Annotated in this window: 10 protein-coding genes; 7 read left to right on the plus strand and 3 right to left on the minus strand. The window is 72.6% G+C overall.

Annotation, left to right across the window (positions count from 1 at the left end; all coding sequences use genetic code 11):
- Positions 1 to 10: 10 nt before the first annotated feature.
- A complete protein-coding gene (locus tag ABZ928_RS28375; protein ID WP_361524759.1) occupies positions 11 to 1,231 on the plus strand; it encodes a glycosyltransferase in 1,221 nt (406 codons plus the stop codon).
- Between the two features lie 80 nt (positions 1,232 to 1,311).
- The gene (gene helR / locus ABZ928_RS28380; RefSeq protein WP_361525826.1) at positions 1,312 to 3,483 is read left to right on the plus strand and encodes an RNA polymerase recycling motor ATPase HelR; all 2,172 of its coding nucleotides are present in this window, start codon (positions 1,312 to 1,314) and stop codon (positions 3,481 to 3,483) included.
- Between the two features lie 56 nt (positions 3,484 to 3,539).
- On the opposite strand, the gene ABZ928_RS28385 is transcribed toward helR, so the two are convergent.
- Positions 3,540 to 3,920 carry a helix-turn-helix domain-containing protein gene (locus ABZ928_RS28385; protein WP_361524762.1) on the minus strand — a complete coding sequence of 127 codons (381 nt, stop codon included), beginning with the start codon at positions 3,918 to 3,920 and terminating at the stop codon, positions 3,540 to 3,542.
- 179 nt (positions 3,921 to 4,099) lie between these two features.
- On the opposite strand from ABZ928_RS28385, the gene ABZ928_RS28390 reads away from it, so the two are divergent.
- Positions 4,100 to 5,338 (plus strand): MFS transporter, encoded by a 1,239-nt coding sequence (locus tag ABZ928_RS28390; protein ID WP_361524765.1) that lies wholly within the window; start codon positions 4,100 to 4,102, stop codon positions 5,336 to 5,338.
- 118 nt (positions 5,339 to 5,456) lie between these two features.
- A complete protein-coding gene (locus ABZ928_RS28395; RefSeq protein ID WP_361524768.1) occupies positions 5,457 to 6,329 on the plus strand; it encodes a LysR family transcriptional regulator in 873 nt (290 codons plus the stop codon).
- A 209-nt stretch (positions 6,330 to 6,538) separates the two neighbouring features.
- On the opposite strand, the gene ABZ928_RS28400 is transcribed toward ABZ928_RS28395, so the two are convergent.
- Together ABZ928_RS28400 and ABZ928_RS28405 are read right to left on the minus strand one after the other, a co-directional pair.
- Positions 6,539 to 7,141 carry a glycoside hydrolase family 25 protein gene (locus ABZ928_RS28400; protein ID WP_361524770.1) on the minus strand — a complete coding sequence of 201 codons (603 nt, stop codon included), beginning with the start codon at positions 7,139 to 7,141 and terminating at the stop codon, positions 6,539 to 6,541.
- Between the two features lie 257 nt (positions 7,142 to 7,398).
- Complete coding sequence (locus tag ABZ928_RS28405; RefSeq protein WP_361524773.1) at positions 7,399 to 7,977, minus strand: M23 family metallopeptidase; 579 nt, start codon at positions 7,975 to 7,977, stop codon at positions 7,399 to 7,401.
- Between the two features lie 207 nt (positions 7,978 to 8,184).
- On the opposite strand from ABZ928_RS28405, the gene ABZ928_RS28410 reads away from it, so the two are divergent.
- From ABZ928_RS28410 to ABZ928_RS28420, 3 genes are all read left to right on the plus strand, one after another.
- Positions 8,185 to 10,395, plus strand: a complete 2,211-nt coding sequence (locus tag ABZ928_RS28410; protein ID WP_361524776.1) for a histidine kinase — start codon at positions 8,185 to 8,187, stop codon at positions 10,393 to 10,395.
- A 14-nt stretch (positions 10,396 to 10,409) separates the two neighbouring features.
- Positions 10,410 to 11,105: a response regulator transcription factor gene (locus ABZ928_RS28415; protein WP_361524778.1), complete on the plus strand. Its 696-nt coding sequence runs from the start codon at positions 10,410 to 10,412 to the stop codon at positions 11,103 to 11,105.
- A 92-nt stretch (positions 11,106 to 11,197) separates the two neighbouring features.
- Entirely contained in the window at positions 11,198 to 11,590 is a 393-nt protein-coding gene (locus tag ABZ928_RS28420; protein ID WP_361524780.1) for a peptidase inhibitor family I36 protein, read from the plus strand.
- The last annotated feature ends 143 nt before the right edge of the window (positions 11,591 to 11,733 follow it).

Raw genomic sequence — 11,733 nt, forward strand, 5'->3', positions numbered from 1 at the left:
GAACCACACAGTGCGTGTTTTGCTGTCGACGTACGGATCGCGCGGGGACGTCCAGCCGATGGCCGCGCTCGCCGTCGAACTGCGGGAGCTCGGCGCGGAGGTGCTGGTGTGCGCCCCGTCCGACGAGGAGTTCGCGAAGCTGCTCGCCGAGGTGGGCGTGGAGTTCGTGCCGGCCGCCGCGCCGGTGCGCACGCTGGTGACCGGCTCGGCTCCCCTGGCACCGGAGGGCCTGCCGCAGCGCGCGGCCGCGCTGACCGCAGCGCAGTACGAGGTGGTCGTCGCGGCCGCCGCAGGGTGCGACGCCGTGGTGGCGACCGGTCTGGTCCCGGCGGTGGCGGGCGCGCAGTCGGCGGCCGAGAAGCTGGGGATCCACTTCGCGTACGTGAGCTACTTCCCGACCATGCTGCCCTCACCGCACCACACACCGATCCAGCTGCCGCTCTGGCCGTTCCCGCCGGGCATGACCGACAACCGGGAACTGTGGGACCACAACGCCAAGAGCTTCAACGCGCTCTACGGCCCCGGGCTCGACGCGCACCGGCAGGCGGTCGGCCAGGCCACGGTGGAGGACGTCCGCGGCCATGTCTTCACCGACCGGCCCTGGCTGGCGGCGGACCCGGTGCTGGCCCCGTGGCGGCAGCCGGCAGACCTGGACGTCGTACAGACCGGGGCGTGGATCCTGCCGGACGACCGCCCGCTGCCGCAGGGGCTGACGGAGTTCCTGGCGGCCGGGGAGGCACCGGTGTACGTGGGCTTCGGCAGCATGCCCATGCGCGAGTCGCAGGATGTCGCCCGGGTGGCCGTCGAGGCGGTCCGCGCCCAGGGCCGCCGGGTGCTGTTCGCGCGCGGCTGGGCCGATCTGGGGCTGGTCGACGACCAGGACGACTGCTTCGTCGTCGGCGAGGTCAACCAGCAGGCGCTGTTCGGACGGGTGGCCGCGGTCGTGCATCATGGCGGTGCGGGCACCACGACGACCGCCGCCCGGGCGGGAGCGCCCCAGGTGGTCGTGCCCCAGCTGGCGGACCAGCCGTACTGGGCGAACCGGGTCGCCGAGCTGGGCATCGGCGCGGCACACGCCGGGCCCACCCCGACCTTCGACTCCCTGTCGGCCGCGCTCACGGTGGCCCTCGCGCCGGAGACCCGGGACCGGGCCGCCGCCGTGGCCGGCACGATCCGCACCGACGGGGCGGCGGTGGCCGCACGGCAGCTGCTGGCCGCCCTCGGCCGATAAGAGCCGCTCGCCCTCCGTTTTCTCCATACTCCTCGCCTCGTGTCATGGTCGTGAACGACCTCAGATCGGAGCCCATCGTTTTGAACCCCCTGACCACCAGTGCGTTCGCCCTGTCCGACGCGCTCGCCGCCAAGGCCGACCCGCGGCTGATCGCCGGTGACGAGCGGCACTTCGCGGCCGTCGCGGAGTGCCTGGAGCAGACGATCGCGGACCTGACCGCCCAGCTGGAGGCCGAGCGCAGGGCGCCCGGCGGCCTGGGCCGGCAGGCGATGGACCGGGACACGGAGATCCACCGGCTGACCTCCCGGCTGCGCCAGCTGCGGCGCTTCGGTCTCGACCTGTGCCTCGGCCACATGGTCGGCGCGGACGGCTCCGAGCCCGTGTACATCGGGCGCCTCGGCCTCACCGACGGCACGGGGCGCCGGCTGCTGGTCGACTGGCGCTCCCCCGCGGCCGAGCCGTTCTTCGGGGCGACGCACGCCGACCCGATGGGGCTGGCGAGCCGCCGCAGGTATCGCTGGACCGGCGGCCGGATCAGCGACTACTGGGACGAGGTGTTCACGGCCGACGGGCTCGACGGGCATGCCGCACTCGACGACCAGTCCGCGTTCATCGCGAGCCTGGGCGGCAACCGGTCGTCCCGGATGCGCGATGTGCTCGCCACCATCCAGGCCGACCAGGACGCCATCATCCGCGCGGGTTCCCGGGGCGCGCTCGTCGTCGACGGCGGTCCGGGCACCGGCAAGACCGTCGTCGCCCTGCACCGCACCGCCCACCTCCTCTACTCCGACCCGCGGCTCGGGCACCGCCGGGGCGGCGTGCTGTTCGTCGGTCCGCACCGGCCCTACCTGGACTACGTCGCCGACGTCCTGCCCAGCCTCGGCGAGGAGGGCGTGCAGACCTGCGTGCTGCGGGACCTCGTCGACGAGGGAGCCGGGGCGGCGGTCGAGAGCGACCCGGAGGTGGCCCGGCTGAAGTCGTCCGCCGACATGGTGAAGGGCATCGAGAAGGCCGTCGCGTTCTACGAGGAGCCGCCCACCGAGGGCATGACGGTCACGACCCACTGGTCGGACATCCATCTCAGCGCCCGCGACTGGGCCGTGGCGTTCGCGGCGGCGGAGGCCGGCACCCCGCACAACGAGGCGCGTGCCCAGGTCTGGGAGGAACTGGTCACGATCCTGGAGGACAAGCACGACGGCGAGGAGGTCACCCCCGCGCTGTTCCGCCGGTCGCTGTCGCAGAACAGGGAGCTGCGCACCGCGTTCAACCGCGCGTGGCCGGTGCTGGAAGCCGCCGACCTCGTCTCGGACCTCTGGTCGGTCCCCGCCTACCTGCGGATGTGCGCTCCCTGGCTGGACCGTGACGAGGTACGGAAGCTTCAGCGCGCCGAGCCCCAGGCCTGGACGGTGTCCGACCTGCCGCTCCTGGACGCGGCACGGCAGCGGCTCGGCGACCCGGAGGAGGCCCGGCGCAAGCGCCGCAACGAGGCCCTGCTCGCCGCGCAGCGGGAGAACATGCAGCGGGTCGTCGACAACCTCATCGAGGCCGTGGCCGGGTCCGGCGCCGACGGTGACGACGGCGAGGGGCTGGTGACGATGCTGCGCGGCCAGGACGCCCAGGTGAGCCTGGTCGACGAGTCCGAGCTGACGGCCGCCGACCCGGACCTGCTCGCCGGTCCGTTCGCGCACATCGTCGTCGACGAGGCGCAGGAACTCACCGACGCGGAGTGGCAGATGCTGCTGCTGCGCTGTCCGTCCCGGAGCTTCACCATCGTCGGGGACCGCGCCCAGGCCCGGCACGGCTTCACGGAGTCGTGGCAGGAGCGGCTGGAGCGGATCGGCCTCGACCGGATCGAGATGGCCTCGCTGAGCATCAACTACCGGACGCCGCAGGAGATCATGACGGAGGCCGAGCCGGTCATCCGGGCCGCGCTCCCCGACGCCAACGTCCCGACGTCCATCCGCAGCGGCGGCATCCCCGTCGGCCACGGTTCCGCCGCCGATCTGGAGACGGTCCTCGACACCTGGCTCGCGAGCCATGCCGAGGGGGTCGCCTGTGTCATCGGCGATCCGGCGTTCCGCGCGACGGACCGGGTCCGCTCGCTGACCCCGGAGCTGTCCAAGGGGCTCGAGTTCGACCTGGTCGTCCTGATCGACCCGGAGAAGTTCGGCGAGGGTGTCGAAGGAGCGGTGGACCACTATGTGGCGATGACCCGGGCCACGCAGCAGCTCGTCGTCCTCACGACTCCCTGACCGGCCCGGCCCGCCCGAGGAGTCCGTCGAGAGACGGTCCCGGCGCGGGCCTGACGTCAGTCGGCGTCTTCCTGACGGGTCGACAGTTCGGCCGCCCATCGCTGGGCCCAGGCGCTGAGGGGTTCGAGCGAGGGGCGGAGGGCCTCTCCCAACTCGGTGAGGCGGTAGACGCCGTCGGCGTCGGTGGTCACGATGCCCACCTCGGTCAGCTCGCGCAGCCGGTCGGCCAGCACGCTGGAGGACATCGCGTCCGCGCGCAGACGCAGCTCACGAAAGCCGACGGGGCCGTGCCGCAGCTCCCAGATCACCCGCAGGGTCCACCGGCGGCCGAGCAGGTCGAGGGCGGCCATCATCGGCCGCCCGGTGTCCGACCCGCGCACGGGCCGACCGGGCCTCGGGACCCGCTCGTCCGCCCCGGAATCGTTCGCGCTTCGCATGACGCACCATGATAGGGGTTCGGAATCCGAAGCGACGTGGTTCGACGGTCATCGCCTCCGCGTCCGCCTGCCCCCGGCCTCATCTCGTATCGAGATGACTGACATCCCGAACCATCACATCCGATGGGGAAGGAAGTGATCCCGGCCGGTGCTGATGTGCGTGACGAAAGAAGGTGCACATGTCCGCGACATCCGCGACTACGACCACGTCCGCCGCCCATGGCGCCCCTCAGGGCGTACCGGGCCGGCTGGTCGCGCTGCTGGCCGTCGCCACCGGGATGACGGTCGCCAACCTCTACTACGCCCAGCCCCTGCTGTCCGTGCTGAGCGGCGCCTTCCACACCAGCACGGCCGCCGCCGGAGCGCTGATCACCCTCACCCAGGTCGGCTATGTGATCGGCATGCTCTTCCTGGTGCCGCTCGGCGACCGGCTGGAGAAGCGCAACCTGGTCACCGTCCTGCTGACGGTCACGACCCTCGCCCTGCTGACGGCCGGACTCGCCCCGAGCTTCCCCGTGCTGCTGATCGCCTCGCTGGTCGCCGGCGCCACCTCGGTCGTCGCCCAGATCCTGGTGCCCTTCGCCGCCAGCCTCGCCCCCGACCACGCCCGGGGCCGGGTCGTCGGCCGGGTGATGAGCGGGCTGCTCACCGGCATCCTGCTCTCCCGCACCCTCAGCAGCCTGGTCTCCGGCCTCGCGGGCTGGCGGACGGTGTTCCTCGGCTCGGCCGTCCTCATGGCCGTACTCGCCGTGACCCTGCGCAAGGCCCTGCCGCAGCACGCGCCGACCACGACGATGCCGTACCACCACGTACTGCGCTCCACCGCCCAACTGCTGCGCAGGCACCCGGTGTTGCTGCGCCGCGGCCTCTACCAGGCGGCCATGTTCGGTGCGTTCAGCGCCTTCTGGACCACCGTCTCCTTCGTCCTGACCGGTCCGCGCTTCCACTACTCCTCGCTCGCCGTCGGGGTCTTCGCCCTCGTCGGCGCGGCCGGTGCGGCCGTCGCCCCGTTCGCCGGGCGCTGGGCCGACCGCGGGCTGGTGCGCCCGGTCACGGGTGCCGCCTTCGTGGTCGCCGCCCTGGCCTTCGCACTCGCCGGGTTCGGCGGGCACAGCGTCGTCCTCATCGCGCCGGCCGCGATCCTGATCGACATGGCCGTGCAGACCACGCTCATCCTCGGCCAGCACACCGTGTACCAGCTGGACCCCGCCGCCCGCGCCCGCCTCAACAGCGCCTTCATCGCCACGTTCTTCCTCGGCGGCGCGGCCGGCTCCCAGCTCGGTTCGGTCGTCTACCACGCGGGAGGCTGGGCGGGCCTCACGGTCCTGGGTGCCGCGCTCCCGCTGATCGCGCTCCTCTACTGGCTCACCGAGCGCCCGTGGCGGGCGGCGGCGCGGCCGGAACCGGCGGGCAGGTGACGGCGGTTGCTCCAGGGCGCCCGCCCGGGAGCGGCACCCGTGGTCGCACCCACCCCCTCGCCTACGATGCGGCGCAGATCGCACGACGTCGGACCGGGCGCGGCTCAGGCAGGAGCGGATGATGGATCTGCGGCAGATGGAGGTCGTCGTCGCGGTGGCCGACGCGGGAGGGTTCACGGCGGCGGCGCGTCGTCTGCACATCGTCCAGTCCGCCGTTTCCAGCACGGTCCGGGCGCTCGAACGCGAGCTGGGCACCCCGCTGTTCGACCGTACGACCCACCGCGTCGCCCTGACTCCGGCGGGCGAGGCGTTCGTGCCCGCCGCCCGGACGACCCTGCGCTCCGCCGAACTCGCCCGGGAGGCGGTGGACGCGGTGAAGGGGCAACTACGCGGGACCGTGACAGTGGGCACGATGCAAGGCGTGTGGGCGGGGCTCCACCACGCCCTGGCCGCGCTGCGGGCCGAACACCCGGGCGTGGTGGTCAGGTTGCGCCAGGCGGCGGTGGCCGACATCCGCCAGGCACTGCGCGAGGGCACGGTCGATCTGGCCGTCGTGGCCCTCGACCGCCGTCAGCAGCGAGGACTCACCACCCGGCTCCTGTCCCACGAGGACATGGTGCTGCTGGCGGCACCCCGCCGAGTCGTCCCCGGCACGACACCGAAGGGCGTCGTCGCCCTCGCCGATGTCGCCCGTCTGCCCCTGGTGGACTTCACCCCCGGCTGGGCGATCCGTGACGCCGTCGACCGGGCCTTCCGCGCCGCGGGCGTCGACCGCGGCACGACCTTCGAGGTGAACGACATCGTCGCGGCGGCCGAGTTGGTCCGCAACGACCTGGCGGTCTGCATCATGCCGCGCTCGATCGCGGACCGCTTCCCCGACCTGCCCCGGTACCGCTTCGAACGGCACGCCCCGAACTGGCAGATCATGGTGGTACGACCGCCGGGCGAGGCCCCTCCGGCGGTCGCCGCGCTGCTGGGTCACATCACCTGAGATCCCCCGCGCTCCCCACCACGGCGAGGCAGGCCTCAGCCGAGGTTGGCCAGGCCCTTGAGATCGTCGTAGGTGCCGTAGAAGACGTTCGCGTCGGTCCGGTGCGGGATGCCGGGCACGGTCGCGGTCTCGCTGTACTGCCAGAAGGTCCAGCCGTTGCCGCCGGGGAGGACGAGGGGCGGGGTGGTGCCGTAGCGGGCGAGACGTACTCAGTAGCCGGCGAGGGCCTTCGTGCCGCCCATGCACTGGTCCACGAACGACCTCTGGGTGTACACCATCGGCGCGACACCCGTCCGCTCCTCGACCCGCTGAAGGAACGCCAGCACGCGGGACGTCAGCGCGCCGGGGCCGGCACCACACGCGGGCTTGCCCCGGCGCTGGCGTTCCACGTCGAGTTCCAAGGGGAGTTCGTAGGGGTGGGTGCCGTCCAGCTTCTGGGCACGGACCGTCTTCAGGAAGTGGTCGGCCTGGACCTTGCCGTCCTGGTCGTGCTCGAAGTAGTGGTACGCGGTGTGGATCAGCTTCACGCCCCGCGCACCGGCGAGGTCACGGACGAACCAGGGGCTGACCGTGCGTGACCCCTCAGTGGCCTTGACGGAGACGAACTTCTGGCCGCCGCGGCTCAACGCTGCCCAGTCGATGGGCTTGTCGTCGGGGTGCTGGTACCCCGAGATGTCCACCCCGTGCACGGCGTAACCGCCCGGCCCGGGGGCGGCCGCCGGTCCGGGCACGGCCGCGGCCGTCGTCGTGAGGGCGAGGGCGGTCACGGTCGTGGAGAGGGCAAGGCGGGCGAGTCCGGCGCGCAGTCGCATGGAACAGGTCTCCTCGGACGGAAGGCTGACGGGTGATCGGAGCGGCTCCGGGGCCGGGCTCGGTACGCCCTGTCCCGCGCTCCGAGCAGAGACTCCCGCGCCCGGTGTCCCGGGCACCTGATGCACCGGTCCCGACCGGTCCCGGTTACGTCGATCGAGATCAGGCCTGCCCCTTCACCGCGGGGCGTCGCCTCCCGGGCCGAGACGGTGGCCAAGGCCCGGGACACGGGCCTTGGCGAGGCCGACGACGGACGCGGTTACGGCGTCGGCGCCGGCGCCGTCACCTCCTCCCCGGCGTCCTCGCCGCCGCAGAGGTCGGCCACGGGCACGTCGGCGGTCTCGGCCGTGTCGGGCTCATCGGCGAGGCCGACCGGTCCCGCCGTGGCCGTCAGGTCTGCCGCCGCCTCCGGCAGCTCGGCGGCCGCCAGGGCGACCGGCGGGTTGCCCCGCAGCAGCGGCAGCGGGTTCACCGTGGCGCCGGAGCTGTTGCGGCCCTTGCGGACCTCGAAGTGCAGGTGCGGTCCTGAGGAGTTGCCGGTGCTTCCGGACAGCCCGATCTGCTGCCCGGCCGCGACCCGGGCCCCCACCGCCACCTGCCGCCTGCTCAGGTGGGCGTAGAGGGTGAACGTGTTGTCGGTGTGCGCGACGATGATGAAACGGCCGTAGGAGTACTTGAGGTCCACCGACCTCACGACGGCGCCGGCCGCGGAGGCGAGGATGGGGGTGCCCATCGGCGTGCGGTAGTCGACCCCCGTGTGGTGTCGGCGGTAGTCGCTGCCGGTGAATCCCCGGACGATTCCGTAATTGCCCCGGAAGGGCTTGTACAGCGTGGGCATGGTGACCTCCGGTCACTGAGGGCGCTCTCGAGGTGGTGAGCGCGGTGGATGCTGCGTGGCCCACGGTGCTGCGCCCACGGTCCCGGGCGCCTGAGCGCACGGTCCCGTTGTCGCCCGGCGGACGATCCCGGGTGCGCGCCCCTGTACTGCTCCCGCGTCCGCCTTGAGGGTGGATTAGGGGCGGCCGACCGCACGCATGACTACGGAGTGTCAGCAAATCCTCCCGGCGGTCCGCCCGCCCCACCCGACGTGGCCGCCCGTGCCGTACGTCCGCCCCTCGCGCCCGCCGTCGCCCGCCGCGGCGCCCTGGTCGACCGGTGCGCGCTCGGCGTCTGCCTCGCCATCGTCGCCGCCACGCTCGTCCTGATCGCCACGACGGGCGACCTCGGCCAGTTCGCCCACATGGAGTGGCGGATCGGCCGCAACCTCGCCCTGGCCTGCTGCTTCCTCGCCTCCGGCTATGTGGTGCTGCGCCGCTCGGACCGGCTCGCTCCGCTCGCCAGGTGCCTGCTCGCGGTCTCCGCCACCACCGGCTTGTACACCGTAGCGGTGATGTTGCAGCGGACGACTCCCGCGCTCGAGGGCCTCGACGGGGTGGGCGGGCACCTCCCCATCGGCTGGTTCCGGCTGATCATGGGGATCGCCGTCCTCGGCCTGCACGGCACCCTCGCCGTCCTGCCCCTGTGGTTCCCGGACGGTGCCAGACCCGCGCTCGGCTGGCGCGTCGCCGCGGCCGTCATGGCCTGTGTGTACGTCGTCTATCTCGCGCCCATCCCGTGGTACGGGCTGCGATCCGCGGACCCGGCGTGGTCGGGGAAGACCCTCGCGCGCCAGGCGCCGTGGTGGGACGCGATGACCGAACCGGTCATCTGGATGCCACGGCTCTTCGCCGTCGCCGTACTGGCGCACATGGTGTGGCGGCTGTGGCGGTCCGACGGTCTCGTCCGTCGCCAATTCGCGGTCATGGCCGTGTGTTACGGCGTCTACTGGGGCGTCCAGATCGCCGACAAAGCCCAGGAAATCGGCCAGGACGGCAACCCGCCGCACTGGATGTACCTGCTGATGCTCGGCCCGGCCTCCGCCGCGCTCGCCCTGGGCACGGTCACCGCGGTCGTGCCGCACGACCTGACCGGCCTCGACCGCGTCCTGCGCCCCGTACTCGTCGCCCTCGCGCTCTGCCTGGGGCTGTTCTACTGCTACCGCGGCCTCTACGAGATCCTCTCCACCCTCCCCGGCCGCTCCCCCGTCACCGACGCCGCCATCGCCTCCGCCCTCGCCGTCCTCGCCCTGCGCCCCGCGACCACCCTCCTCCTGCGCATCGTGGACCTGCTCTTCTACGGCCGCCGCGCCAAGCCGTACGAAATGCTGCACGCCCTCTCCGACGGACTGGCCCGGCGGATGCCGGCCGACGAGGTCGCCCGGACCGTGTGCGACACCGTCGTGACCCGGCTGGGCATGCCCGGCGCGGTGCTGTGGGCCCATACCCGGCACGGGCCACGGGAGTTGGCGCGGGCCGGGGTGCGCTTCTCACCCGACTTCACCCCGGACCTCGCGCCGGACCTCGCGCCGCACGAGGAACGGCCGCACCACCTCGTCGAACTCCGCCACCAGGGCGAGTCCGTGGGCCGGCTCGGGGTGCTCCTGCGGCCGGGGCAGCGCAGTCTGGACGCCCACGACAAGGCCGTACTCGACGTGCTCGGCGGCCAGTTGGCGCCGCTCGTCCAAGCGGTCGGTCTGCGCGAGGAGTTGCGCGCCAGCCGGGAGCGCGTGGTCGCCTCCCGCGAGGAGGAGCGCCGCAGGATCCGCCGCGATCTGCACGACGGGCTCGGTCCCACCCTCGCCTCGGTACGACTCCGTCTGGAGACCGCGGCCGACCAGGTCGGGTCCGCGCGGGAGGAGCGGATCAGAGACCTGCTGCGGGACGCGGGCGCCGACACCGCGCAGAGCATCACGGAGGTACGCCGGCTCGTGGACGGACTCCGACCACCCGACCTGGACGAGCACGGACTGCCCGAGGCGTTGCGGCGGTTGACGCAGCGGGCCGCGCATCCGGCGCTGCGCGTCGAGGCCCGTATTCCGGACGCCGTGCCGGAGCTCGCGGCGGCCTGCGAGGTCGCCGCGTACCGCATCGCCGCGGAGGCGCTGACGAACGTGGTCAAGCATGCCCGGGCCACAACTGCCGTACTGAGCCTGTCCGTCGACGACCACGACGTCGTCCTGGACGTCGTGGACGACGGGACCGGAATCAGGGACTCGGGAGGGGACGGCGACGGCGGCCGTTCCGGCGGTGGCGGGGTCGGTCTGGGATCCATGGCCGAGCGGGCCGAGGAGATCGGCGGTGCGCTGACGCTGGGGCCGCGCGACGACGGGGCGCGGGGCACGCGGGTGCACGCCCGGCTGCCGCGCACCCTGGACTGAGGGGACGTACGACGATGACCCTGCGCGTCCTGCTCTGCGACGACCACCCGCTCTTCCTCGACGGCATCGCCGCCGCCCTCTCCGCCGCCGAGGACATCGAGGTGGTCGCCGCGGCCGCCACCGGAGAGGAAGGGATCCGGCTCGCCGGCGAACTCCGCCCCGATCTCGTGGTGATGGACCTCGGGCTCCCCGACATGAGCGGCCTCGACGCCATTCGCCGGCTGCCCGGCGTCCCCGTCCTCGTGTTGTCCATGTCGGAGGACGACCCCACGGTCCTCGCCGCCCTCAAGGCCGGGGCCCGGGGCTATCTGGCCAAACTGGCGGGCCGTTCGGAGATCCTGCACGCCGTACGGACGGTGGCCGCGGGCGGTGCCGTGTTCAGCGGAGGTGTCGCCGACCGGCTGATGGCCTTCCTCACCCGGCCCGCCGGACCGGTCGCCCCCTGCGCGTTCCCCGAACTGACCGGCAGAGAAAGGGAGGTTCTGGAACTACTGGCCCGGGGACACGACAACCACCGGATCGCCCGGAGCCTTTTCCTCTCCGAGAAGACGGTCCGCAACCACGTCTCGCACATCTTCACCAAGCTCAGCGTCCGCGACCGCGCCGAGGCGGTGGCCCGCGCCCGGAACGCCAGGCTGGGCGAGACACCGGGACAGAAGCAGGGGCAGGGCCAGGGGCAGGACCAGGGACGGAATCCGGGTCAGGAGTGAGACCGGCGCCTCATGTGCCCGGGACGCCGGGCACATGAGAGTTCCGTTGTCCACGCCGACGGGGCGCGGACCACGGACCAAAGGACCACACCATGATCAAGCGCCGGATCTCCGCAGCCGGGCTCCTGCACCTCGCACTCCCCGCCGTCGCGACGCTCTCCCTGGGCATCGCGGCCCCCACCACGTCGGCGGCCGAGGCGACCCCTTGCCCGAACGGCTACTTCTGCGTCTGGGACGGGCTCTCCGAGACCGGTACCCGGCAGAGCTTCCAGCGGTTCCAGGACGACCTGCGCAAGGAGGGAATGCCGAACGGGGCGTACAGCGTGCGCAACAACACCGTCGCCTACTGGACCGTCTACTCCGAAAGCTACTGCCACGGAGACAGCCAGCTCGTCGCGCCCGGGAAGGCGTTCGACGTCACCATCGACAGCGTCTTCTCGGTGGCCGCTGAGGGCTACATCGGCCAGTGCCAGGCGCCGGACTGACGTTCCTGCGGGTGGGGCCCCGAACCCAGCGCGGTCCGGGGCCCCACCCCCGAAGCGCTCACCCGAACACTCTTGCCCACAACCGAGCGCGCCCCTACCCTGACTTTGTGCCGCAAATAAACAAAGCCATCCAGCACAACGCC

The organism is Streptomyces sp. NPDC046909 (genome assembly GCF_040644695.1).
Lineage (GTDB): Bacteria > Actinomycetota > Actinomycetes > Streptomycetales > Streptomycetaceae > Streptomyces.